Here is a 24,105-nt window from a genome sequence, read left to right as displayed (position 1 = left end):
CATTTCCTTCCCTCCGCTTTTATTGCCAAATATGAAGACGTTTCTTGGAAACGAAGAGCATTCCTAATCGATCGAGGAATGCTCTGGGAGCTAGCTGCTTGATTCTGTTATTTGCCGTTGGCATTGAAATCTTGCTGTAATCGTGGTTCCTTCTCCAAGCTGGGATTGTATACTCAGCCCGTAGGCTTCACCAGAGAACAAACGAATTCTTTCATTGACATTGTACAAGCCATAAGAGCTGCCAGAACCATCTATTCGCATGGCCGGCCTAGGTTCTGTAAGCAGGGTTTGCGCAAAATTAGGATCCATTCCAATGCCATCATCGGACACGGATAAAATGAGTTCATCCCCTTCTATTGATGCGCGAATGGTAATTTTACCTGTCTTTCCTTTGGATTTCCTTATACCGTGAAGAAGGGCATTTTCTACAATGGGCTGCAAGGTGAGCTTGGGGATTACACATGACTCTAGAGAAATTCTAGCTTCTTCAACATTCTCTATTTCAGCCCCCCCTGCTAACTCAAACTCGAATTCAAAGCTTTTGGGAAAACGCGTCTGTTGAATTTCCAAGTACACCTTCGCAAGCTCCAGTTCATCCGTAACGGTAACGACATCTTTCCCCTTATTCAAGCTAAGTCGGAAATACTTCGCTAGACCATCAATCATTTGGCTAATATCATGGGCCTTATGTCCTATAGCAATCCAGTTAATCGTATCTAAGGTATTGTAAAGGAAATGCGGATTAATCTGCGCTTGTAGGGCACGAAGTTGTGCCTCGCGCTCCTGCACCTTCGATCTATAGGTTTCCTCCATTAAATCCTTAACGCGATGGATAAGATGATCGACACTTTTCTCCAGAAGATTAAAGTCCCCCTCCGAGGTGTTAATCCTCTCATCCAATCCCGCCACACCTTCACGCTTAATCACCTTAATGACGGTTTGCACGCGACGGTTCATCCCACGAACGATAAACGCGACTAAAATGAAAACAAGAATCAGAAATAGCACCGTCACTCCCGTCAATGTTGCAACGCTGGAGAGTTGGTTTAGCGTATTCGCACGCGAGCTAATCCCTTGCTTAGGCACCTCAGCGACAAGCTTCCAGCCAGTGGCATTTATCGTTGTAAATACGACATATTTGGATTCATCCATATCGACAATCGGCGATACGCCTTCTTTACTGCCCGCAATAGCTTGCAAAACCGCTTCGGATTTCAGTTGAGTCCCTAATAAGGATTTATCCTTATTAAAAGCTATGTAGCCGTCTGGCGAAACCATGTACACATGCTGATCCTTGTCAAACGTGATACTGGACACTGTGTTCTCCAGTGTCTTGGCATCCACATCAATCGATAAAAAGCCTGATAAGGCATCATAATGCTCCGGATCCCGAAGGATACGAATGCCAGAGAAAATATAGGTGTCTTCTCTGTCTATAATGTCTATGAAATTCTCATTATACGCGCCTGTCCAGACTATTTTCCCTCTTGCATTCACAACATCAGAGTACCAAGGACGGTTCTTGAGCGTATCCATCGTAAAAAAGTTTATTTTTTCATGAGAGAATAGCTTCGACTCATTCACATATATCCGAACACGAAACACATTCGCATTTGTCTGGATATTATCAATTAAATAACGCATTTCTTTTAACGCATCGATTTGTTCGCTGTAGGAGGACGAGTTATTTAAATACTCCACTAGCTTGGGATTCGTAAACAACGTATTCGACGTATCCCGCAAGTAATCGAACTGATGATCTAAATTAATCTCAGCCTGCTTCAACGTTTGAAGCATCGAACGCGTCACTTCTTCTTCCAGAATGTGCGAGTATCGCTGGGAATAGGCATATAGAAAAATGGAAGCTGGAAGTATAATTAACACCACATAGGCGATCAGCCAAAGCCTTGCTGCAAGAACGCTTTTGAAAATCATCGTAATAAACGTCCAGCTTCTGTTCTTGAAATGCATGATTGGCCCTACTCTCTTTACATGACTTGTTCGCGGAAGGAGCTCGGCGTATATCCCGTATATTTCTTGAATATTTTGCTAAAATAGCTAGGATCCGAATACCCCACCGCATAGCACACTTCATAGAACTTATTGGCTGGATCCTTCAAAAGCGCTTTCGCTTGATCCACGCGAACCTTAGTCATATATTCGTTAATGGTTTCCCCTGTTTCTTGTTTAAAAAGCAAACACAAATACGTCGTAGACAGGAACACTTCCGTCGCAATATCCCCTACTTGCAGGTTCTCCGCAAAACGATTATCTATGATAGCTCGAGTACGTTCGATCACATTTTTGGATTTGCCATTTCGCTTCTCACCAATTCGAACACATACCTCAAGTAAATACGCTTCTACAAGAGTGCGTAAAGCACCTAATGTTTCTTGCTGAAACACTTTGGACAGCAGCTCGTTCTCTTTGCTTTCGAGATCCTGCTTCTGTACATGCAGTTCCAACAGGATTCGGCTGGCTAGAAGCAGCAACTGTAGACTGATGTTTCGTCCATAAGCAATTCCATCTGTCCGATTACGCGATAACGCAATGTAAATATCAAGCAAATCTTCTTGCACTTTCTGGGTATCTGCTGACTTCAGGGATGAGACCATACGCTCTTGCTGCGTAGCATCAAAGCGATACACGCTTTCCTTTTCTTGTTCCAAATTATCCATGGAAATGATCTGATTTTTGCCAAGAAACCATCGTTGGTCAGCGGCTTCCTTCGCTTGCGAGTATGATTGCGGCAAGCTAGCAAGTCTGGAAATCCGTTCGCCTACACCGATCGTAACACTGATTTTCAAATAACTATGAAGGCTTTCGCGCACTTCCTCCGCCAAGGTGAACAGTAAGCTCTCCTGATCATCTTCCTGGTCCATGCGAAGAATGCCAACGAATTCGCCGATCTGATTTTCAAACACGTAGCCGCCAATATCTCGTTCAATCAGCTCCTGCACAATATTCAGAACCGAATAGGAAAGCAGCTGTTGATCTCTCTCGGAACGAGTTTGCGCTACTTCGGTTGCATCATCGATACGAATAGCAATAACCCAATAGGCTCCCTCTACCGGCAGGTTCAATCCAAGGAAATCGATACGATCCTGCACGCGCGTTGGGTAGATAACCCCTTCCCGAATCAGAGACATGAGGAATTTCTCCCGCAGCAATGGCATGCTCTGAATGAGCTTGACCTGCATGTCTTCAATGTGCTTGCGCTCCTGCAGCTCTTCATTTAGAGCGCTTACTAATCGTTCGATCACAATCTCTAGCTCACTCAAATTGACTGGCTTAAACATATAATCAACCGCTTTAACTTTCAGCGCAGATTTCAAATACTCAGCATCATCATGACCGCTGACGAACACAATTTTGATATGAGGAAACCGTTCGCTTAATTGATTGGACATCTGAATCCCATCCATATTAGGCATTCGTACGTCCGTTAGCACGATATCCGGCTTCTCACGCTCAATCACCTCTAGTGCGACGTCACCGTCATCCGCCTCACCTACAACCTCAATCCCGTAGGCCTTCCAGTCAAAATAATTACTCAACCCAAAACGAACTGTCGGTTCATCGTCCACAATGACAAGTTTATACATCTGGCGTCGGCCTCCCTAGTAGCAGTTCTCTTCATTATAGCTTGGAAAAAGAGATCGGACATAGGAGGATCTTATGATTTCTGGTGCAATCTTATGGTTGCATCGGGAAGAACAGGAAGCTGGTCTTAGGTAGAGATTGCCGCCGTTGTAAGACCTACGTGAAATTCGCCTTGAATGCGAATATGTTCAAAAGGTAAGGTCGGATTGGCAATCCGCCACAGCATACGGTCAGCTGCACGGTATCCCGTTTGGGCAATGGGCAGAAGCGGGCGAGTGAATTCGGGCAGCGTATCGAGCTGCTCATTCAAGAAACCGACCAAAGAAATATCGTCCGGGATTTGTAAGTTGAGCTCATTGCAAACGTCATGGACGATAGGTACTTCATGATCAATGCCACAAATGATGGCACTGGGTTTATGATGTGTGATTTGGGTCTCGAGTTGCTTGTGCCACTGCATGTCGGTGTCACGGGGGCCTATGCAGTGCTCGGAAGGTGTAATCGTGATGCCAGATGCTTGCATAGCGAAGTTGAAAGCCTGCCAACGCAAGATAGATCCTCGCTGCATGTGGATATCGCCTACATACATGATGCGCTCATGTCCTTGACTTCGCAGATAGGCTACCGCTTGGCAAGTCGCTTCATATACATCCCAGATGACACTATCGATTTTCACCCCGGATGGTGGAAAGCTTAGCAGAATTCGGGGAATGGGCAGGTTAAAAAGCACCGTTTCCCACGCCTGGGGCAAGATACTCGGCGCGATGAAAACGCCGTCCGCATATTGCACCCCTTTTTCCTCCAGCCAGTCGGCCATCTTGTCTTGCTTCATGCGCTGTGGCAGCATGAGCAGTTCGATGCGATGACCGAAGGAGAAGAAGCGATCTTGCAGCCCTTGCAGCAGCAGGCGGTTATATGATACGGATTCTGCTGTCTGTACGAGCAAGAAGCGCATCCGTTCATTCGGATACGGAGCAATATGATCCAGCCTTAAGCTGCGGATCTGATCCATCGTGTAATAGCCGAGCTTCTCGGCTGTCTGGACGATGAGCTGGCGGGTCGCTTCCGACATGCCGTGCTTGCCTTTCAGCGCCTTATTCACGGTTTGCTCGGTTAAGCCAAGCTCCAATGCGATGGTTTTCATGGTGACTGCTTTGCGGGTTGGCATGAGGAAGGTAACACCTCCTGGTTGTTGCGAAAAGGATACTGGATACAGGATTCTATATAATTTTAATGGATTGTACATGATTCATTTTCACTATATCACGCTTACTTTTTAGATGAAACAAAAATTAAACTAGCCCCTTCTAAGCAGCGATTTATAATGAAGACAAAGATACTAGGAGGAAGATTCGAATGACAAACTCGACTACTAACAACTTAACCGTAACCATACCCGCTCAAAAGCTTTCTGTAAGTCACACCCCTGACGTCGTCGTTGTTGGCGGCGGTGCCACAGGTATCGCAGCCGCAATTGCTGCAGCACGTAATGGTGCCAGTACACTCTTAATTGAGCAACGGGGCTATCTAGGCGGTATGGGAACTGCTGCATTGGTACCTGCCTTTTGCCCATATACAGATGGAGAGAAGCCTGTCATTCGAGGCATTGGTCTGGATTTGCTTGAGAAAATGAAGCATGCGGCAGGACCGGATTTTCTTAACCGTTATGAAGAGCTTTTGGACTGGGTCCCCATTGATGTTGAAACGCTCAAACGCGTCTATGATGCCGAAGTATTAGCGAGCGGCGCACAAATTCTGTTCCATACTGTTGCTGATCAAGTGCTGCTCGATGGCGATAGAATCAGCGGCCTTGTCATCACCAATAAATCAGGCCGCTCGGTCGTGCAAGCCAAGTTGTACATCGATGCATCTGGGGATGCGGATCTTGCTGCTTTGGCCGGCGTTCCTTTTCAAGTTGGCGGTGAAAATGGCGAGCTGCAGCCAGGTACGATGTGCTATGTCGTGACGGGTGCAGATAAGGAGCGCTTTGAGCAATATATCGCTGAAACCGGTCAGCATAAGCAGCTTGAAGATCTCGTGACTTTAGCACAGCAAAACGGGGAGCTGCCAGAAGGACGAAAACGCATCTCAGGTATGGCCTGGATTTCGAACTCGGTGGTTGGCTTTAACTTTGGTCATATCTTCAATATTGATGGAACGAAAGCGGAAGATTTGACGCGAGCTGCGATCGAAGGCCGCCAGTTGATTGAAACACAGATTCGTTTCCTTAAAAAATACGTGCCTGGCTTCGAAAACATATTCCTCGTGCATTCCGGCGACCAAATCGGTATTCGTGAAACACGCCGCATTCAAGGCGATTATACACTTGTTGTGGAAGATTTCCTCACGATGCGTACCTTTGAGGACGATATTGCGCGCAATTCCTACTTTATTGATATCCATTTGGCGAATGCCGGCGCAACGATGACCATCAAGCATCTGCCAAAAGGAAAATCCCACGGCGTCCCTTATCGTTGTATGCTTCCGCAAGGCAAGTCGAACCTCATCGTTGCAGGACGATCCGTATCGTCTGATCGCCCAGTTCAGGGTTCGCTTCGCGTGATGCCAAACTGCTTTGCGATGGGTGAAGCTGCAGGGGTTGCTGCTTCGATGGCTAGCGCCTTCGGTGTTGGCTTCCGCGAGGTGTCCATTCCTGAACTGCAGCGCAAGTTGATCGAGCAAGGCGCTTACCTTGGGGATAACCCTGGTCTCGCAGATGCAGACCGTGAGGTTGCTGTCGGGACTGTTAAATTTGATGTAGAAAATTAATGGTAAGGAGACTCCCTAGCATGTTAATGAAATGGGCAGGAAAAACGTGGGGAACCCTCGGTGACAGCATTACTGAAGCTGGCGGCTATCAGCCGCTTGTTCAGGAAGCGCTAGGCTTCGCGAGCGTGATTAACTATGGCAAAAGCGGCTGTCCCATGACAGCTGGGGGCGATCGAGACTACGGTGCGACGACACATGTTGGTCGGACGATCGACACTTCCTTGGATTGTGTTACCATCTTCGCAGGGGTGAATGATTTTCGTCTGGATAAGTCGATCGGGGAGTTGGGAAGTAGGGATATGTTTACGTTTCATGGCGCCTATGCCACGTTAATCGAGGACATATTGACGAAAAATCCAACGTGCCGCCTAAGCCTGTGGACACCGCTTCAGCGGGACAAAGATCAATATGACATTTTCTACGTTAATGCTGCTGGGTATCGTCTCATCGACTACGTTGAAGCAATTCAGCAGATTGGCCAGCGGTACGGGCTGCCAGTACTGAATCTGTACGCAGAAAGTGGATTGAATAAGCTGACGCTGCCTCACTTCACCTCGGATGGTCTGCATCCGAATGAGGCTGGCTATCGCCGTGTTGCCGATATGGTTGTACCGTTTTTGTTGCGTTTATAATGGGCATGGGAACAGCCGCCTACTGGGTTTCGATCTAGGGGTGGCTGAAGTTCTGGTGCGCGGGGCGGAGGTTGGACAGGTTTTCGAAATTCAACCTTTCATGACATATTCTGTCGTCTCCGCTGATATTAGCTGCATAATTTCCAGTTATTTCAATAAAATCGTGATTTCCCGAGAAATTAACTGGAGATTGTCCATTTATTCTATATTAGCGAGTAAACTTTCGCCTGCTAAAGTATATTTAACGATACGCTGCCCCTTCCCCCGAAGGAAGGAGTGAGCATGCCTTTCGAGCAAAGCTTCTTGAGCATCATCACGGCTGTTCGATGATCAATGTCAAAATGCAGCTCCACATCCTTCGGTCGAATCGGCTCAGCAAGTTGAACGGCAAGCCTAAGGTCTTCCTTTTCAGCCATGCGGGCGCGTTGGACAGGCGTTGGACTTGCTTGATATCTCGCTAATACCATACGAAGCAAGGCAATGCACAGCTCTGGCCGTTGCTCTACATCGTCATAGGCGAAGGAAATCACCTGATATCCCATCGCTTGAAGAAACGTCTCGCGGTTCATTTCATTGCAGAACTTCTGCCGATCAATGTCACGAACATGCGAGGCGTACCCTTTTATTTCTATAAGCAGTTTCACATAACCCGGCAACCACGCCAAATCCGCAAAATAGGAGCGCCCACGCCAATCGAGCACCTCATATTCGGGGTGAAGATCCTCAAAGTTCCCACGTAAAACCCACCATATTTGCTTCAAAAAGAGCGATTCCGCATGCCCATGGCCTCTCTCCAATCTGCCTCGCCGCTCCCCACTCCTAGTATTCAAATGTGTTCGGATAAACGCTTCATGTGCTTCCACAATATTCATGCTCTCATCCCCTTCTTGTAAAATAGAAAAACGCCCCGCATCCACTCAATTGAATGGAAACGGGACGTTCTTCGTCACTTAGTAGCCCTGTATCTAATTTCGCTCCATTCGCACGTTTTATGAGAATAGATGGAAAATCTACAGGTAATGACGGTAAAAACACGGATATCGCATTCAAACACGATAATTAACTTCATATTTTCCATCTAATCAAATAATATCGCGATTTCCCAGGAAATTAGCTGATCTTTTTCCATTTATCGCGTGACGATCAACTAACTACAAGAAATATTACTGACTCAAATCCTTACCCTTCAAATCATAGCGCTTGTAGTGCTGATAATGTGCCTTGTACAAGTCGCCGTTTTTTGCGGGAGAGTAAGTCAGGAACAGCTGCTTCTAAGTTTTAAGTTTTCTTGGCACCACTACTACTTCAATTTGTAGCTAACGAACGCAAGTTGCTGGCTATCCGGTGACCAGGAGTTGACGTTAATCGTTCCTTGCCCGCCAAACAGTGACACTAAAGTCCGAGATGGACCTCCCTCACTTGCCATCAATCGGATTTCAACCTCTTTATTCGGGGGATGTGCATTAGGCTGGACATCTCCCTTACGATAAGCGATAAAAGCAACCGTATTCCCGTCTGGAGCTACGTGTGGGAACCAATTATTACTTTCATCCTCTGTCATTTGCGTCTGCTCACTGCCGTCCGTGTTCATCCTCCACACCTGCATCAGACCGGATCGCGTCGAATTAAACCAGATATGTTGACCATCCGGAGAGTACTCGGGACCATCATCCAGCCCTGGGACATCTGTTAGCTGTCGCTCCACACCGCCTTGAACTGGAATCGTGTAAATGTTGTACACGTCATTCCGCTCCGCACAATAAGCTAATTCACGTCCATCTGGCGATCAGCCATGAAGATAGCTTGGGGCCATCGGCGTAATCAAGGCAGGATGTCCACCAGCTAACGAAAGGATATAAATACGTGACTGCCCATCCTCTTCCGTATGATGACTAACCGCAATCTGTGCATTGTCAGGGGACAGCACGTGGTCATTATTGCACCAATTCGCATAGCCGGAGTCGATCACCGTGCTCTCACCTGTAGCAATCTCGTAGGCATAGAGCAAGCCTCTCCGATTATAAATGAGACGGCGGCCATCTCTCGTCCAGTTCGGCGCCTCAATTAAATCATCGAATTCAGCCAATACTTGACGTTCCCCTGTGCCCACATCCACAATTTCAAGAAAGCTGATCACATGCCGCTCTTCATGCTTGCGTGGCTTATGCAACGTATTCATTGGCTACACCGTCCTTTTAATCTCATCATACTCACTCGTTAAAAGTACTGTCAAATCTGACCAACATACGCAACATCCCCCACCGCAACTACTTAACTCTACGTAACTAAGTGAACAAATAGTGCCTTCTTGTCGCCCAACCTCGCCTCCCTTATACTTACAGCAACAAGTGTTGATGAGAGGATGAGTGCAGCAAATGAAATACAGAGACATGGGACGCAGTGGGTTAAAAGTAAGTGAACTCGCCTTAGGAAGCTGGCTTACCTACGGAACAGCTGCCGAGCAAAAAGCCGCGGATGCTTGTATCGCGAAGGCTTTTGACTGCGGCATTAATTTCTTCGATACCGCGAATGCATATAATCGTGGCGAAGGCGAGAAAGCGATGGGCGCCGCGCTAAAGGGGTATGATCGCTCGAGCTATGTGCTCTCGACGAAGGTGTATTTCCCGATGGGTGATGGCCCGAACGAACGCGGATTGTCCCGCAAGCACATTATGGAGCAATGTGATGCGAGCCTAAAACGACTTGGTGTCGACTACATTGACATCTATTTCTGCCATCGCTATGACAATCACACGCCACTGGAGGAAACGCTTCGAGCGCTGGACGATTTGGTCACGCAAGGCAAAATCGTTTACCCCGCTGTCAGCGAGTGGAACGGCGCTCAAATTACCGAAGCAGCTAGCATTGCTGAGCGACTTCGTCTACATCCGCTGATTTCGAATCAGCCGATCTATAATATGTTTGAGCGCTATATCGAGCGCGAGGTTCTTCCTGTATCTGAGCAAAAAGGGCTCGGTCAGGTCGTCTTTTCACCGCTTGCACAAGGTATTCTGACTGGCAAATATAAGCTAGGACAGCCACTCCCAGCAGATAGTCGTGCTGCGAACAACTCCGTCAATGGCGTCATCAACAGCTATCTCAATGACCGAGTCCTACAGACGGTTCATGAACTCGAGCAGGTTGCTCAAGGATTGGACATCTCTATCGCTCAGCTCGCTATCGCATGGGTTCTTCGTCAACCTGGCGTAAGCTCCGCACTGATTGGTGCAACAAAGCCTGAACAGATCGAAGAGAATGTGAAGGCTGTGAACGTTGAGCTGGAAGCAGAATCATTGGAACAGATCGAAACTATATTAAAGCGCGTAGCGGACTTCTCGCCTGCACGCTAATAGACAAAGGACAGAGCTCACTGAGCTCTGTCCTTTTTTCCCGTCAAACCATCCTTAACTCACGTTCACTCTTACCGTTTTCTTAAAGAATCCAATCCCGTAAGAGATATCTAGATACGTTACCCCGCTTGGCACCATGTAGGTCGCTCTCAAGTAATAGTCATTGCTGCTCGCCTCTGTCACCGTGACTTTACTCTGGCTGCCCGTATTTGTCGTGATGACAACCTGACCGGTTTCGACTAAACTCTCGTTGAAATTAAGCGGTGCTTTCAGTCGAATGCCGATGGTGCTTCCAGCCGCAGCCGAGGTAAGCTCCGAGCTGAATGTGGAATTGAATGCTTTGATCTCCAAATCATCCGCCGCGGAGTACGCGAGGGAGTCATTCCATGCCGTGTTAAAAGCAACCCAACCCTCCGTGTACCCATAGGCTGCTGTAGGGGAGAATGGATAGGCCGTTTCCTTCGGCGCGCCATCTAGGACTCCGGGCACACTCATCAGATGACCATAGCCGCCATTATAGAAGCTAAACCAGCCTTTATCCACGCCTGCAATTTCGGTAGCCGCATCATAACTGAAGTGTCTGCCAAAAGGATTGCGTCCAAACACATCGTCGATCTGTGCAATGCCAATCTGTTCTAGTCTATCCTTCATGGTGGTATTCGTCAGCACTCTTCGTGCCGCGTAAGCCGAAGCTAAGAAGCCTGCAGGACTGCCCGGTTCGTTATACGTGGTCAATCCACCCGTCCATTGATCCAGCGTTCCCGTACCATCCGATGGATCGGCATATTTCCTTAGATCCCAGAGATTATTCGAACGTTTGATCATGAGATCCGACCAAGCATTAATTTTAGCGGATAGTCCTGGCGGGGCAAGGCTTGGATACACTTCTTGGAAATATGCCAGTGCTTCCATTGTAATATGCTCGCTCATGCGCTGCCCTTTGGTATTGGCGGGATTATTCAAATCAACATTGTTAATTAACCATAGACAATTGTTATACGCCGCATCAAAATATGCCTGATAATTGGCCAGACCGTCGCGCTTTGCAACTTCATACATGAGCAGATTCGGTACGATGGCATACCCAGGCGGTTGCGAACCTTTTACCCCTCCGATGACCGACTGTGTCGCGAATAGATTGTTATCGCTGGATCCTCCAACATCGTACCATTGCATATTGGAATTGGGATTCGACCACTGCTGGATCGTAAAGTCCCTGATTTGCGTATAAAAGCTGCTGCTGACATAATTGCTGATCTGCGGATAAATATAGAGGAAATACGGGAGCTGGCCTTTGACCAGCGCATGCAGATCTTTGGCGTTATTCGTTTTTAGGTCGTAATATCGCTGTGCCGCGAATTTCATGAGCCAAATAATATCGGGTTCATTTTGCACACGAAGCTCTGGATATTGACTGGTTGAAAGATTAGAAATGCCGTATGGCATCCTATCATAAGCACTTGGGTTAGCCATATATTGTAGCACCAAGGAGTTCAATTCAAAAGAAAACTGAGCACTGTCACGCCACGCATACCCGACGTTGCCACCCACATCAAACGTATCTTGACGGGATTGATCCATAAAGCGAAGGGCTGGAAGAATCGAAACTCGCTGCATCCAATACTTCCCTATCGCGAAATTGTAGGAATTTTGCCCGCTGCTTTGCACATAGTACTCACCAATGCTTGAGGGATTGAAGCTGGTGAAGTCAGCAATATTCCCATTGACCGAGCCGGTGAAGACGGTGCTGTTATCGGAAGCTTTTTTGATATAAAAAGGCGTGCCATTCGCTACATTCGTGACTGTTGCCCGCTTCGGTTTGTCAAGATCGTACCCGCTCTGATTGACGAAAATCGCAATCGTCGTCGTATCTGACCCCGAGCCCGGCGGTGAGGTAGGCTCTGCCGCGTCAGCTGTCGCTTCAAATTTCACTGCATTCGCACGCGTATTGCCTGATTTTACTTTCAGCGATACAGAGAGCGCCGCATCGACAGTCGCACTGACGGTAGCAATTTTGTTCCACATATTCGGATTGAGGGTCTGATTCACTGACTTCACCCACGTTCCGTTCAAAGAGGTGATCGTATAATCGGCACTAGTCGTATTATTGCTGCTCGGATACCAAACATACACATTGTAATTCCCCGTTGCTGGGGCGTACTGGCTCCATGTTGCTGTGCTGTTCGCTGTCGTCGAATATCTGGAAGCGGTTCCATTATAGCCCGTAAGTGAACTATTCAGCCAAGTGCCGGTCTCCGTGTAACCCGCATCTCCATTCATAATTATGATCGGCGCAACTGTCGTCCCATCGTCAACAACAATCGAGTCAAAGCTAGCGCTCTGACCATATGTACGAAGTCCTACTGCCCCTTGAGCGATGGAGGTGTCGGTAACGGAGATTTTGGCCGTTGCCATATCGTCCAGATAACCTTTCAGTGCTGATCCGTTCACTTCTAGCTTCAACGTGTACCACGTATTCAAATCCATCGCGAATCCATATGTACCCAGGAGTGTGAATGTTCCTCCGCTTTTGCGATAGAGCTGCAACCCACTAGTTCCGTGGATTCGGAGTAAATAATAATTATTGGCATCCATATAGCGAGCAATAACACCTGATGCACCAGTAGCATTCATCGTATTCAGCTTCATACTAGCTGAAACCGAATAATTCACCCAGCTCGTACTTCCCGTATACGCAACTCCTTCTGCCGTTGAACCCGTATTCGACTGTTTGTACGTGTACGTCCCATCCGTTACAACGGACCACGTTCCACTTGAAGCCGTCCAGCCTGCAGCATTCCCGTCTTCGAAATTGTCATTAAGGATCGAAGCGGCATGCGCCCCCTTACCTGTTGGAAAAACTCCGAGGATTAACGTAACTAAGCTGATCAATACGAGATAAGCATTCACCTTTCTACTAAATATTGTCATAATCTTACACCTCCTATAGGCTAGTAATCCCTTCTCCACCTAGTCATATGATGATTTTGCGCGATTGAATACGCTTGTCGAAATAAAAAAAGCTGAACAAGGATTCCTCCTCGCTCAACCATTTGTCTCCCTTTTTTTCCTTGCATACACATAGAAATAATACGAATACGGATTGGCTTCATCTGTTATTCCTTGTAGGGCGGAAATCTCATCCCACTCCATAAAGTCAACCTCTGGAAAGTAGGTATCTCCATCAAATTCATGATCGATTTTGGTCATATAAAGCTTGTCCGCATACGGTAAAAATAGACGATATATCTCTTCTCCGCCAAAAATGAAGATCTCTTCTTCTTCAGCGCACATCTCGAATATGTCCTGGGCGGAATGAGCGACCTCACACCCCTCAGCCGAAAAGCTTGTATCTCTTGTCAGGATGATATTTCGTCTCCCAGGCAACGCTTTTCCGATAGATTCGAAATTCCTTCTCCCTAAAATGATCGAATGACCCATCGTCGTTTTCTTCACATACTGCCACTCTTTCGGCAATCTCCACGGTAGATCATTATTTTTACCGATCACTCGATTCTTGTCCATCGCCACTATTACAGAAATTGTCAAAGATATCACAACCTTAACTCTTTTTCTTCCTACACTTGCAATTTCATCATGATTCCAGCTATCGTTTGTCCTACTTGATTCGTTTTCTTCTCTATTTGATAGGGCTTAAAACCTAGCTTTGTATATAATATCAATGCTCGGGTATTCACATTATGGCAAACAAGATGTAATTCCTCTACCCTCAGCTCATCCTTCGCTTTCGCAATCATCGTTCGGATTAAGTGTTCTGCCGCTCCCTTACCCCGGGCTTCTGGAGACACAATGACATTGCCAAGCCAACAACGTTCATCTGCCACATACCCATAAATGTTCGCATACCCAAGCACCTGCCCGTTCTCATCCGCCACGACTGTTTGTTTCAGTCTATTTTGGGTTGACTCCACAAGTTGTTCAGAAGTAAGGGGGTATTGTAGCAGCGGTGACATAAAATACAGCTCTTCCGCATTACGCGGAAAGGAACTAATCGTCTTGTAATCGTCCGTACTTGCAGGTCTACATGTATACATAACCATCCCTCCCTTAAAAAGCGAACAAATTATAAGATAACCTCTTCAACAGTAAGATCATGCTTTATGTGATATTCATGGATAGTTTGATCGTCTTGATCTTTAAAATACATAACAAAGTGATCAACCACAGGAAAGGCTTCATCATTCCCTGCCTTCCAGTAGACGAATAATTGCGTTCTGAGAGAACCATTCATTAACCCTTGGAAATCAACATTAACGTTGCCCATTTCAGGAACCGAATAGGTTGAGATTATTTTATCATCATACTGCCAAACAGGCATTTCTGAATTCGAAGAACTTGTAATCTCTCTATAGTTTTGGCCAAGATCATTAACAATGTTGTGTTCGAATTGACCAATATTAACGTATGCAAACGTTAGCGGCAGTAATTCATTATAAATAAGAACTGTCCTCGAATAGACAATCCAGTCCACTTTAGCCCCTAACGCTTCACTAACAAAACGTAACGGTACCATAGTTCGATTATTTACAATCTCCGAGGGAAGCTCTAGCTTTACTGCTGCCCCATTTACAATCGCATTCGAATCACCCACAGAAAGAACAACAGTCTTATTTTCTTTTGTTGCTGTTACTGTATAGGTATCTTGATTCCATTCAACCTTTGCCCCAAGTGCTTCAAAGATAACTCTTAGCGGGATTAAAGTACTACCATTTTTCATAACAGGAAGTTGTTCATTCTCAAAATTCATTAATTTTCCGTTTAACTTCACTTTCATAGGTATACGTTCTGGTTCTTTGGGAGTAGGGGGCGTACCATTTGGAATGCCACTATTTGTCGAGTACACACCTTTTTGAATTGGGTTTAAAAAGGCATTAGATATAGTCCTAAAATTATTTTCAACTAAACTTTTTGTTCTAATTGCATTCGCTAAGATTTCACCACGATAATCAAGTTTCGATATTTCATCATTTGTTAGCCCTTTAGAGATAAGAAGGCTGTCATTTTCCTTCTTAGTATAGGAGAGTGAACTATCCTGTGCCAGCGATACTTGGGAGAACAGAAACAATTGAATCAGTCCACATATCATCATTTTCTTCATCCGGTCTCACTCCCTTCTTCCTACTAGTGGACTGTCCCTATAAAGGAGACAAACAATTCTTTCTTCTTGTGGTATTCAGGAGAATCTGAAGGTAACAAGCCACACGCAAATTCTATTTCAACTTTTCTGCCAAATAGAACCTTTCGTGACTGTTTAAAACCACAGTCTTTGCAGCTGAAGCCGCATCCGTCCTGCGTGTTTTTCCATTGACTTTCAAAAGCGTTTAAAGCTCTATACTTTGCGAAGCCCTCTGTTATCCATGGTGAGAACGGCGCGAGCACAACAAATATCGTAGAAATGACAACTAAAGTTATAACGTATTTTTTCAAAGTATGCACCCCATTACTTTATTTTGCACTGTAAAGTATTCGAGCACGAACAATGTCTATTGGTTCATTAATAGGTATTTCCAGGAAATATGTTAACTGCCACTTTTGAGTTTTTTGAGCTTGCTGGCTTGTAGGCTTGTCCCAAGGTGGGTACACACGTATTCCCCGTTTACCGCCTTCACCCATATTTGAAACGATATTGTGGTGTAATAAAACACTTTTAGGAAATACAAAATGGCCAAAATGATTACCTTTGCGTGTACTAATAACGAAAAAATCGACTGGATCTGAGACGTCATACGGTTGGGTCGTTCCATCCCCACTCCTTTGCCATAATGTCACAAATTGGCCGACCTTTGTAGGTGTAATTTTAGCAACACGAAATCTAACAGACAGAAAATTCAAATGAAATAAATAGGCCCCATATTCAGCGTTTTGCTCTTCCACGCGTAGTTGAGAGCAAACAAATCCGCACTTGGTATAGACAAGTTCCCTCGTGGCAAGTAGGTCACTATGTAGTGTGTCTGTGAATGTATCCAAACTGGTCATTCCTTTCTCCGTTAACCTAATTAACGCACCTTGCTTTACAATTTCGTGAGGAATGCCATTGTTTCCTTTTTTTGTAATTCCCACTTCTATCAACGACTACAGATTGTCATGACTCCGATGACATATTTAGTCGTTTTTCTTACGACAAAATTAGAGTATCCGTGTCGAGAAACAGGAAATATATGGGTCTATTTGAGCAGGACTATAAGCACTTACTAGCATTATGAAATCTAGTATTTAATTGTAAATATACCATTGGTTAAATAGATGGGTTGGTTTTATACTCTAACTTGCAGGAGGTTTCCTATTGAAAAACTACACCTCGAAGATTACTAGAGTTTTACTAGCAACGAGTTTAACCGCAGGACTTTTTACAACAGCAACAACTGCATTCGCAGCAGGATCCGACTACTCAGAGGCACTAGAAGCACCGCCGGTAGATTTTAATATTGTAGATGATGACCGTTTGGCAAAAGGGTTGATGGACAGAGGGCTATTAAGTAAGACGGCTACACCTGAACAAATCTCTAAGGCTGTCAAATCGTATGTTTCCGCAAAGAACAATAAAACGGCTCCAACCAAAGTAGACAAACAACAAAATGAGATCGATAAAAGATCAAAGGAGTTTATTGCGAAGCAAAAGGTTGAACTTTTATCGAAGCTGAACAAAGGCCATCAGGACTTGAAGAATGGTCAACCCAATGTACCAGTTCCAAATGCCCAACAAGATTCCTACAATGGTTCTGTACGTGAGGATAAAGTACTTGTTCTTTTGACGGAATTCTCGGACTTTAAACATAACAATGTCATACAAGAACCTGGGTACATGTACGCCAACGATTTTAACCGTGAACATTATGAGAAGCTCATGTTTGGCGATACTGATTTTACCTTATTTGATGGTTCTAAGATCAAAACCTTCAAACAATACTATGAAGAACAGTCTGGTGGCAGCTATACGGTAGATGGCTATGTCTCAAATTGGTTAACCGTTCCAGGCAAAGCCGTGGAATATGGTGATGACAGCCCTGCAGGAGGACATGATAACCTAACCCCTAAAGGACCTCGGGATCTTGTGAAGGATGCACTGAATGCAGCGGTTGCAACCGGCCTCAATTTAGCTGACTATGACAAGTTCGATTTATATGATTTGGATGGCGATGGCGATCAAAATGAACCCGACGGTCTCGTCGACCACCTTATGATTATTCATGCGGGTTCGGGCCAAGAAGCTGGCGGAGGCCAATTAGGCGATAATGCCATTTGGTCGCATCGTTGGACACTAAATGGTGTGTACGGGATTCCGGGTACAACGGCTGGGGTTAGCTATTGGGGTGGCCGAATGGCAGCTTATGACTATACGATTCAGCCTGAAGATGGTGCTGTTGGCGTATTTGCTCATGAGTACGGTCATGACTTAGGGTTACCGGATGAATATGATACGCAATATTCCGGTCAAGGTGAGCCCGTTGCATCTTGGTCCATCATGAGTGGCGGCAGCTGGAACGGCAAGATCGCTGGTACAACGCCTAGCTCTTTTTCACCTCAAAATAAAGAGTTCTTCCAGAAAACCATGGGCGGCAACTGGGCCAATGTGACTGAAATTGATGCTTCAGACATTACGAAATTAGGTAAGGCTGCCATCATTGATCAGAGTGTTACGAAGTCGAAAAACCCAGGTATCGTCAAAGTGACTTTGCCGGATAAAGCCGTGGCAGGTATTCAACCTGCATTCGGAGCTAAGTACTATTACAGCACGAAGGGCGATAACCTTCATACCACACTATCAACGCCTGAGTTTGATTTATCCCAAGCTCAAACGGCTACATTTGATTTTAAAACCCTCTATGATGTTGAGTTTGATTATGACTACTTAACGGTTACAGCTTCAACCTATAATGAACAAGTTACCCTCGACATCATTGGTGACAATGACACGAACGGTAACGCTACCGCAGAAACTACAAATGGAGCTTGGGTAGACAAGTCCTATGATTTAAGCCAATTTGCCGGTAAAAAAGTGACCCTCCACTTTGACTACGTCACGGATGGTGGACTCGCATTGAATGGTTTTGCAATGGATAATGCGAAATTAACTGTAAATGGTCAAGTCGTATTCACAGATGATGCTGAAGGCGCTCCTAAATTTAACTTAGACGGCTTCGTCGTCTCGAATGGTATTGAATTTAAGAAGCACTATTACTACCTCGAATGGAGAAACTACGCGGGATCCGATAAAGCTTTGGAATTCAGCCGTGGTGTCAAATATAATACCGGACTTGTCGTTTGGTATGCCGATGATAGTTATTTGGACAACTGGACCGGTATCCACCCAGGACAAGGCTTCCTTGGCGTCGTAGATTCTCACGCTGATGCTTTGGTATTCAAGAAGGATGGACAGGATTCCGTCGCGCAAACGACACGTTATCAAGTAGCGGATGCTGCCTTCTCTTTGGACAAAACACCATCCTGGTACATTAACAACCCAACGAGAGGCGAATATAATTATAAATCCATGAAAGGTGTCGAGGAATTCTCCGATGCCAACAGCTATATGAATACATTAATCCCTGATGCCGGACGTCTAGTTCCGAATTACGGATTAAAGTTCAGAGTCGTTGGCGAAGCCAAGGATAATTCTGCTGGATTAGTTTGGATCCATAAGTAAGGTTAAATAATAGAAGGAGCCCGCATTTTGCGAGGCTCCTTTTTATGGTTTTATAATCACTTCATACTTTTATTGTACAAGCTCTACAACCACTAATGTCCATATAGAAAGGCATGGAACTGTTAATACCAGTGTTTTGCCGCGATCGGTATCTTCCACTACGAATTGAGCTTGCTGCGGCCTACCCATCTCGTCATCCGGAGTCGAAATAAAGACCGTCTTCACATCCGACTCCAGCAAAATGGTTACGGAAAAATCATCCTGCGGAGTAGGTCTTTCCTTCCCCGTATTCCAATAATCGTCTGCCACGCCACAGAGGTTAATTAGATTAACCACTTTCAGTCCCGGCTTTTCTTTGACTAACGTCCAAACCTTGTTCGCTTCACCGTAAGTGCTGTATGATCCCTTCTCGAATACATATTCAAGATTGTCGCCATCCACATGTGTCATTGAAACATCCCTTAATACAGGATCAAACAGGACTGTCGCATACCGGATAATGAAATCGTAGTAATGCCGAATCTCACGAAAGAAGGCATCTGACAACGAAGAGTAATCGACATAATATCCTTGCGTTAATACACCCTTGTTCTCGCCCAACAGTAAATGGTAGCCACCGTTCGCTGAGATCACGGCTGTTAGAATTAATGCAGCATAATTAGCTCGTTCTACCGATGTCTCCCCTGTCTCCATGAAAGGCTTTAAATAAGCTGCTAAAATGACCGGCTTGCCCCCACCGTATTGCTGCCCCCAACGTAGGATTTGTACGATATGATGATACCGCTCATAAGGCTTCCAAACCTCGATATAAATAACATCCTGTTCAGCGCGCGCAACCGTGTCAACCGGCCAATTCCCCACATTATTGAAGATGAGGCATAAGTCGTCTGTACTTTGCCCAAGCAGCTTACGCGTGTTATTGATCAGCACTGGGAATTGTTCATCCAGCCTGACAATCTTATTCTCGTTAGTTAGCTTTGAAATGGCTATTTTCGGTGAACCATAGGTATCCATGTGAATACCGTCAAATTGCAGCTCCTCAATCGTTCGCTTATACTGCTCAATAATATGGTGATGCCACGGTGATTCCTCTGCTATATTCATTAAATAAAAAATGTGAATAAAGTCGAGAACCTTGCCGTTGCCGCCATAAAGGGCCCAATCAGGGTGTTGCTCATAAAACTCTCGACTTGCCGCATACACAGCGCCATAAGCAATGGCCTTCATGCCAAAGCTATGACACAAGGCAATCTTCTCTTGAATCACCTTCCGACTGGACACCTTGCCCATTAAATCGGAATAAACATCCACCGTTGCTACCAGATCATCATGACGATACATCCAATCGTAGAATTGTACGAGGTTGATGTGAAGCTTGGTCATCTGCTTGACATCTTCGCTGTCACCAGCCTCTTTCGGGTGAAAATCGCTTAGAAATCCATACCTTGGCGATTGTCTCCAGTTCGTAACCACATCGAAGGAGGAAGAACACACCTGGAGCCATTCATCATCTAGATATAAATGAACATCAACACCATAGCCTTTAAAATCAACATCCTTAGGGCTAATCATCAACTGGATGGTTTGCTGTCCAGGACCTGATCTTCCAATTTTTTCACAATAGACTTCAATCTCCAGGTGCAAATCATAAATTTTCGCTACCAATTCAACCTGCCCGTCATCCACCGCAAAAGGGAGATCTAACTCCACGGCAATGGTGATCGGTTGATTTCTCAGGAACTGTGCTTTTACCGGATAGACATCATGTACGTGTGGCTTCACTCTTCTCATCCCTTCAGTGCACCTGCCGTGATGCCTTTAATAAAATATTTTTGGAAAATAAGAAACGCAAGTACAGCTGGAGTAAGTCCGATCACCGCAGCTGCGGCCATTAAATTCCATTGTGCGCCATATTTTTGAAAAAAAATGGAGATGGCTAGGGGTACGGTATGCATCGTCTGACTTTGCAAGAAAAAGACAGCCTGACCGTAATTGTTCCATATCCCAAGTCCCGATAAAATCACGACAGCAGCGGTCACCGGCTTAACGAAATGAAAGGTTATGCGCCAAAACGCTGTAAAATAAGTGCATCCATCCATAATCGCAGACTCCTCAACCTCTCTAGGAAGCTGCTTAATAAAGCTAGCGTAAAGAAAGACAGATAACGGCAAAGCAGTAGCTGCAGTAAGAAGAATCATCGCCCAATGCGTATTAATGCCGCCAATCGATTTCATCAAGGTATAGAGAGGAACCGTAATAATAATTGCGGGAATCATCATACAGAGCAAGAGCAGCTGAAATACGATCCGATTGAATCGGCTGTTAAAACGGGCAATGGAATAGCCAGCCGCACTTGCGAATAGGACAATAATAGCCACAGAGCCTACGGTAATGATCAGCGAATTTATTATGGCGTTGCCAATTTTGGATGTTTTCCAAGCGTTCACATAATTAGCAAAATGAAAATCCGGCAGCAAGATGTTACCATCGAAGAAGCTGCTAGACGGCGTGTTCAGCGATAAATACAGCAGTGCGTAGAATGGAATGAGCGATAAGAGAGCCATGAGCGTTACGACGATATATTTACCTAGCCTAAGTATTGAGTTTCGCATCGCCTTCTCCTCACATCTCAATCTCTCTGGATTTCGTTAAACGCATGAAGATGAACACAGGAATCACAATCATGACAAATAAAATTAACGCCACAGCCGTTGAATACCCCGTGAAGCTGCCATACAGCATCCGCAAAATATAAATACTTAAAGATTCCGTGCTGTAACCGGGTCCTCCGTCTGTTAAGGCGACAATAATTTCGAATACGCTCAAGGAGCCTATGATATTCGTTACGACGTTGATTTGGATAGCAGGGTACAACAGTGGAATGGTGATAGAGCGTAGGGTGGCAAAGTAGCCAGCTCCATCGATTTTACTGGATTCATATAACTCTGCTGGTATGGATTGCAGCCCTGCCAGATAAATAATCATCGTCATGCCAACAAACTGCCAGACGTTGACCAGCACGAGTACCTTCAGCGCAGATGAACTATCGCCAAGCCAATTCGTGTTCATAAATCCTAGGTTCATATTCTCCAAAATATGATAGAGGAAGCCTCGTCTCGGCTGTAAAATGAAATACCAGACATACCCCATAATTAATGGGCTGATGACAGCCGGCAAATATACGATGGCTCTAACTACGCCCTTCCCCTTAAAATTCCGATCCAAGATAAGCGCATACACGAGTCCGAAAATATTTAGCAGCGGCGCACTTCCGAGCGCAAAAAAAAGTGTATTGTACAGATCGTGCTTGGCCCTGTCGTCATGGAAAAAATCGACGAAATTTTGCAGCCCGACAAATTTGGCTTGGGAGACACCGTTCCAGTTCGTTAAGCTAATTCCTATCCCCTGTGTGAGTGGGTATATGAAGAACATTGCGAATAATAGGATGGCAGGTACTGCCATAAATTTGTGCAGATTGGTATTAATGGCGCGCAAGAGATACATTGCAATCCTCTCCTAAACCCGAATGTATGAACGACTATTTGAAAAAGGGAAGAGATCGGTGATCCTTCCCTTTTCGCAAGTTCATTTGTTTACTTGGAAGCTTTCCAGCCTTTATCCCATGTGTCCTTGTAGGTCTTAGCGAACTCAGCTGGTGTCTTATATTTGCCGGCAATCAATTCTTGCACCATACGGCCTACATCATCACCTGAGAAGCCGGAAGGGGTATCTGTGAAGGCAATGTTTACACCTGTTTTCAATGCTTGCGTTGCTTGATCTTGCAGCGGGCCCCAATCAGCTTTCACATCGGTGAAGGCGGAAGGCGATTTAATCGCTTCACTGTATGATTTTAAATTTTCCGCTTTGAAGAGGAAATCAAGGAATTTCTTAGCCTCTTCCGGATGCTTGGACGCAGAAGTGATCGCGTATTTGGAATCCTCGGCGGATAATACGACTGGCTTGCCTCCATCTTGTAAAGCTGGGAATGGGCTGAAGCCAATATTTTTGGCGAAATCCGGATTAATTTTGAGCAGATCACCCAGTACCCACATGCCTTGGCTGAACATAGCTGCTTTTCCGGCAACAAAATCCTCTTTTTCATTGTCATAGGTAGCCGTCAATGCATCCGCATTGATCAACCCTTCACTCTTGAGCTCCATGATGCGAGCAGCGAACGTTTCCATACTGCCGCCCGGAGCATCAAACTCCAGCTTAGCTGCATCGTTATTAATGAACGCTTTGCGTGATTCATACACACCATATTTCTGCTTGATGATGCCGTGAGCCATAAATTCAATTAAATGACCCATCGACCATGCTTCTTTACCAGGTAAGAACATCGGTACGACGCCTTTTTTCTTTTCTTTGATTGTTTTCAGGTTCGTTTTGAAGTCAGCCCATGTGAGCGCTTCCTTTAATCCTAATTCAGAGAAGATTTGCTTGTTATAGAATATACCACCCATCGTTACAGTTGCTGCTGCGGAGAATTGCTTGCCCGTTTTAATATCCGTATTCAAATCCTTGACAGCCGGCAGGACTCTAGACCAGAAAGCGGCGTTCGATAAATCAAGGTATTTTCCTTGATCAATGTAATCTTGGCTAACTACCGTGGTAATATCAGGTACATCACCAGAAGCGAACTTGATTTTGATCACATTGCTGGCATCCTTCTGATATTCCTGCTCTACTTTGATACCTGGATTCTCTGTTTGAAACTTGGCGATCATTTGATTAACTAAATCTACCGTTTCTACTTTACCTGTCAAAAACTTCAGCGTGACAACTTCCTTCGGTTTCTCTGTTGGCTTTTCTGTTGCTTTGGCCGGTTCGCTGCTAATGGCAGCAGTTGGCTTTACTTCTTCTTTGGTTCCGCAACCTGCGGCAATACCCAATATAACTGAGAAACACATGACCATGGATAGAGTTCTGTTCAACACGTTGTTTCCTCCCTTTTCGCTTATATATAAGAAAACTTTGTAAACAGTTCTTTCTATTTCATCTTACTTTCAATCTAATCATTCGTTAAGACCTGAATTTTCTTGATTGGAGTGCGGTTTTTTTAGAAGTGCTGATGTTACTGAACCTG

The 24,105-nt window shown here is 45.3% G+C and carries 19 protein-coding genes; 4 read left to right on the top strand and 15 right to left on the bottom strand.

Annotated features, from left to right (window positions below):
• Positions 1-90: 90 nt before the first annotated feature.
• From AC58QC_RS12770 to AC58QC_RS12760, 3 genes are all read right to left on the bottom strand, one after another.
• On the bottom strand, positions 91-1,971 hold the full coding sequence (locus tag AC58QC_RS12770) for a sensor histidine kinase (RefSeq protein WP_497415520.1): 1,881 nt from the start codon (positions 1,969-1,971) through the stop codon (positions 91-93).
• Between the two features lie 17 nt (positions 1,972-1,988).
• On the bottom strand, positions 1,989-3,605 hold the full coding sequence (locus tag AC58QC_RS12765; protein WP_497415519.1) for a response regulator: 1,617 nt from the start codon (positions 3,603-3,605) through the stop codon (positions 1,989-1,991).
• A 125-nt stretch (positions 3,606-3,730) separates the two neighbouring features.
• Positions 3,731-4,771: a LacI family DNA-binding transcriptional regulator gene (locus AC58QC_RS12760; RefSeq protein ID WP_497415518.1), complete on the bottom strand. Its 1,041-nt coding sequence runs from the start codon at positions 4,769-4,771 to the stop codon at positions 3,731-3,733.
• A gap of 188 nt (positions 4,772-4,959) precedes the next feature.
• On the opposite strand from AC58QC_RS12760, the gene AC58QC_RS12755 reads away from it, so the two are divergent.
• Entirely contained in the window at positions 4,960-6,372 is a 1,413-nt protein-coding gene (locus AC58QC_RS12755; protein WP_497415517.1) for an FAD-dependent oxidoreductase, read from the top strand.
• Between the two features lie 20 nt (positions 6,373-6,392).
• Positions 6,393-7,004: an SGNH/GDSL hydrolase family protein gene (locus tag AC58QC_RS12750; protein ID WP_497415516.1), complete on the top strand. Its 612-nt coding sequence runs from the start codon at positions 6,393-6,395 to the stop codon at positions 7,002-7,004.
• A gap of 230 nt (positions 7,005-7,234) precedes the next feature.
• On the opposite strand, the gene AC58QC_RS12745 is transcribed toward AC58QC_RS12750, so the two are convergent.
• The 3 genes from AC58QC_RS12745 to AC58QC_RS12735 form a co-directional block, all read right to left on the bottom strand.
• Positions 7,235-7,876, bottom strand: coding sequence for a hypothetical protein (locus tag AC58QC_RS12745; protein WP_497415515.1), 642 nt, complete (start codon positions 7,874-7,876; stop codon positions 7,235-7,237).
• 428 nt (positions 7,877-8,304) lie between these two features.
• Positions 8,305-8,745 (bottom strand): TolB family protein, encoded by a 441-nt coding sequence (locus AC58QC_RS12740; protein ID WP_497415514.1) that lies wholly within the window; start codon positions 8,743-8,745, stop codon positions 8,305-8,307.
• A gap of 45 nt (positions 8,746-8,790) precedes the next feature.
• Positions 8,791-9,183 (bottom strand): TolB family protein, encoded by a 393-nt coding sequence (locus tag AC58QC_RS12735; RefSeq protein ID WP_497415513.1) that lies wholly within the window; start codon positions 9,181-9,183, stop codon positions 8,791-8,793.
• Positions 9,184-9,379: 196 nt separating this feature from the next.
• Here AC58QC_RS12735 and AC58QC_RS12730 point away from each other — a divergent pair, with 196 nt between their 5' ends.
• On the top strand, positions 9,380-10,354 hold the full coding sequence (locus AC58QC_RS12730) for an aldo/keto reductase family protein (RefSeq protein WP_497415512.1): 975 nt from the start codon (positions 9,380-9,382) through the stop codon (positions 10,352-10,354).
• A gap of 54 nt (positions 10,355-10,408) precedes the next feature.
• Here the strand turns inward: AC58QC_RS12730 and AC58QC_RS12725 are convergent, their stop codons facing one another.
• From AC58QC_RS12725 to AC58QC_RS12705, 5 genes are all read right to left on the bottom strand, one after another.
• A complete protein-coding gene (locus AC58QC_RS12725; protein ID WP_497415511.1) occupies positions 10,409-13,285 on the bottom strand; it encodes a golvesin C-terminal-like domain-containing protein in 2,877 nt (958 codons plus the stop codon).
• A gap of 114 nt (positions 13,286-13,399) precedes the next feature.
• The gene (locus AC58QC_RS12720) at positions 13,400-13,903 is read right to left on the bottom strand and encodes a dihydrofolate reductase (protein ID WP_497415510.1); all 504 of its coding nucleotides are present in this window, start codon (positions 13,901-13,903) and stop codon (positions 13,400-13,402) included.
• Between the two features lie 29 nt (positions 13,904-13,932).
• Entirely contained in the window at positions 13,933-14,409 is a 477-nt protein-coding gene (locus tag AC58QC_RS12715; protein ID WP_497415509.1) for a GNAT family N-acetyltransferase, read from the bottom strand.
• Between the two features lie 29 nt (positions 14,410-14,438).
• Positions 14,439-15,473 carry a copper amine oxidase N-terminal domain-containing protein gene (locus tag AC58QC_RS12710; protein WP_497415508.1) on the bottom strand — a complete coding sequence of 345 codons (1,035 nt, stop codon included), beginning with the start codon at positions 15,471-15,473 and terminating at the stop codon, positions 14,439-14,441.
• Between the two features lie 347 nt (positions 15,474-15,820).
• Positions 15,821-16,435 carry a MepB family protein gene (locus tag AC58QC_RS12705; RefSeq protein WP_497415507.1) on the bottom strand — a complete coding sequence of 205 codons (615 nt, stop codon included), beginning with the start codon at positions 16,433-16,435 and terminating at the stop codon, positions 15,821-15,823.
• 223 nt (positions 16,436-16,658) lie between these two features.
• Between AC58QC_RS12705 and AC58QC_RS12700 the strand changes: the two genes are divergently transcribed.
• Positions 16,659-19,019: an immune inhibitor A domain-containing protein gene (locus tag AC58QC_RS12700; RefSeq protein ID WP_497415506.1), complete on the top strand. Its 2,361-nt coding sequence runs from the start codon at positions 16,659-16,661 to the stop codon at positions 19,017-19,019.
• A gap of 69 nt (positions 19,020-19,088) precedes the next feature.
• Here the strand turns inward: AC58QC_RS12700 and AC58QC_RS12695 are convergent, their stop codons facing one another.
• The 4 genes from AC58QC_RS12695 to AC58QC_RS12680 form a co-directional block, all read right to left on the bottom strand.
• Positions 19,089-20,810: a glycoside hydrolase family 66 protein gene (locus tag AC58QC_RS12695; protein ID WP_497415505.1), complete on the bottom strand. Its 1,722-nt coding sequence runs from the start codon at positions 20,808-20,810 to the stop codon at positions 19,089-19,091.
• The gene (locus tag AC58QC_RS12690) at positions 20,807-21,631 is read right to left on the bottom strand and encodes a carbohydrate ABC transporter permease (protein WP_497415504.1); all 825 of its coding nucleotides are present in this window, start codon (positions 21,629-21,631) and stop codon (positions 20,807-20,809) included. The genes AC58QC_RS12695 and AC58QC_RS12690 overlap by 4 nt, the downstream gene beginning before the upstream one ends.
• Positions 21,632-21,641: 10 nt before the next feature.
• Positions 21,642-22,523, bottom strand: a complete 882-nt coding sequence (locus AC58QC_RS12685; RefSeq protein ID WP_497415503.1) for a carbohydrate ABC transporter permease — start codon at positions 22,521-22,523, stop codon at positions 21,642-21,644.
• A gap of 89 nt (positions 22,524-22,612) precedes the next feature.
• Positions 22,613-23,956, bottom strand: a complete 1,344-nt coding sequence (locus tag AC58QC_RS12680; RefSeq protein ID WP_497415502.1) for an ABC transporter substrate-binding protein — start codon at positions 23,954-23,956, stop codon at positions 22,613-22,615.
• Between the last annotated feature and the right edge of the window lie 149 nt (positions 23,957-24,105).

It is taken from the genome of Paenibacillus sp. J22P51 (assembly GCF_059692215.1).
This window is presented reverse-complemented; position numbering and strand designations above follow the sequence as displayed.

Coding starts and splice junctions, on each gene's coding strand:
- AC58QC_RS12690 (WP_497415504.1), bottom strand. CDS start 21,631: ATGCGAAACTCAATACTTAGGCTAGGTAAATATATCGTCGTAACGCTC.
- AC58QC_RS12760 (WP_497415518.1), bottom strand. CDS start 4,771: ATGCCAACCCGCAAAGCAGTCACCATGAAAACCATCGCATTGGAGCTT.
- AC58QC_RS12735 (WP_497415513.1), bottom strand. CDS start 9,183: ATGAATACGTTGCATAAGCCACGCAAGCATGAAGAGCGGCATGTGATC.
- AC58QC_RS12765 (WP_497415519.1), bottom strand. CDS start 3,605: ATGTATAAACTTGTCATTGTGGACGATGAACCGACAGTTCGTTTTGGG.
- AC58QC_RS12695 (WP_497415505.1), bottom strand. CDS start 20,810: ATGAGAAGAGTGAAGCCACACGTACATGATGTCTATCCGGTAAAAGCA.
- AC58QC_RS12685 (WP_497415503.1), bottom strand. CDS start 22,523: ATGTATCTCTTGCGCGCCATTAATACCAATCTGCACAAATTTATGGCA.
- AC58QC_RS12750 (WP_497415516.1), top strand. CDS start 6,393: ATGTTAATGAAATGGGCAGGAAAAACGTGGGGAACCCTCGGTGACAGC.
- AC58QC_RS12725 (WP_497415511.1), bottom strand. CDS start 13,285: ATGACAATATTTAGTAGAAAGGTGAATGCTTATCTCGTATTGATCAGC.
- AC58QC_RS12710 (WP_497415508.1), bottom strand. CDS start 15,473: ATGAAGAAAATGATGATATGTGGACTGATTCAATTGTTTCTGTTCTCC.
- AC58QC_RS12730 (WP_497415512.1), top strand. CDS start 9,380: ATGAAATACAGAGACATGGGACGCAGTGGGTTAAAAGTAAGTGAACTC.
- AC58QC_RS12715 (WP_497415509.1), bottom strand. CDS start 14,409: ATGTATACATGTAGACCTGCAAGTACGGACGATTACAAGACGATTAGT.
- AC58QC_RS12745 (WP_497415515.1), bottom strand. CDS start 7,876: ATGAATATTGTGGAAGCACATGAAGCGTTTATCCGAACACATTTGAAT.
- AC58QC_RS12770 (WP_497415520.1), bottom strand. CDS start 1,971: ATGCATTTCAAGAACAGAAGCTGGACGTTTATTACGATGATTTTCAAA.
- AC58QC_RS12755 (WP_497415517.1), top strand. CDS start 4,960: ATGACAAACTCGACTACTAACAACTTAACCGTAACCATACCCGCTCAA.